Below are 1,168 nucleotides of genomic sequence, written 5' to 3' on the forward strand. Positions count from 1 at the left end.
TCCAGCTGTTAGCGCTAACAATCACGCCCGGACCGGCCCCTCTCCACGGAGGCGTACTTACAGGTGGTGGTGCGGCGGAGCAAATACGATGTGCCGACGCCTCGTCAAGCCCCCGGCCACTCCGCCGCCCGCCCGGCTCCGCACCGTCGCCCCCCTACCTCCGCAGGGCGGCCGACGGCGACTGGGGCGTGATGAAACGTTCATCGCCGGGCTCCCGCAAACGGCCGACCACGTGCGCTTCACGCCTCTCGTCCGCCGGTGACCGTCGCCTTAGTGGCTCCCGGGCCTTCGGAGAGGTGCCGCCCGCGCGTCCACCCGACATGAGGGCGGCAGACACCACCGAACGGGAGCCGTGGCGGCACCCGCCGGCTCCTCGGCCGGCCGCGACGAACCCGACGACGATTGCCGGTGACCGCGATCGTCCCGCGCCGCCGGCACGGCGGGCCCTGCGTTCTCGGCGTCGACACCCCCCCGGGCGGCCGCACGTGGGCGGCGTCGAGGGCAGGACGGACAGGCCCGTCTCCATTCGAGCCGCCGGGCCTCGCCGTATTTTCATAACCCGTCCGAAACCTTGACGCAACATACGGTTCCGTTCCATAGTGAGGCCGTCAACCCCACAGGCGTCATCATGTCGGAGGCCGTATAGCACCCAGGGATGTTAACGCTAACAAAATACTCCCCTTTCCCCTTCCTGTCGCGAAACCGCAGGTCCCCAGGCATGCCCTCCACAAACGCCCCCGCATGCCCGACCCCATAGCGGCGACGGGACCGTCACCGACGCCTTTCCGCCGATGACGCACGCCCGAAATCGCCACGGCATTCGCGACACACCCCCCGATGAAAGGCAGAGGTTCCCCCATGACTGTCGGGTCCGGATTACGGCACCTCAAAAGGACGCTGCTGTCGGCCGGCGCCGCGGCCGCCCTGGCCGCGGGCGCGCTGACCGGCGTCGCCGCCCCCTCCCAGGCCGCCACCACCCAGCCGTGTGACATCTACGCCTCCGGCGGCACCCCCTGCGTGGCCGCCCACAGCACGACCCGTGCCCTGTACGCCGCCTACAACGGCCCGCTGTACCAGGTGCGGCGCTCCTCCGACAACACCACCCGCGACATCGGCGTCCTCAGCGCCGGCGGGGTGGCCGACTCCGCCGCCCAGGACACCTTCTGCA

The 1,168-nt window shown here is 70.5% G+C and carries 1 protein-coding gene; it reads left to right on the forward strand.

Annotation, left to right across the window (positions count from 1 at the left end):
- Window positions 1-858: 858 nt before the first annotated feature.
- The coding region (locus Mco01_RS40035) for an arabinofuranosidase catalytic domain-containing protein (protein WP_204061789.1) at window positions 859-1,168 on the forward strand (310 nt) is incomplete at its 3' end.

The organism is Microbispora corallina (genome assembly GCF_016863035.1).
In the GTDB taxonomy this organism is placed as follows: Bacteria; Actinomycetota; Actinomycetes; order Streptosporangiales; family Streptosporangiaceae; genus Microbispora; species Microbispora corallina.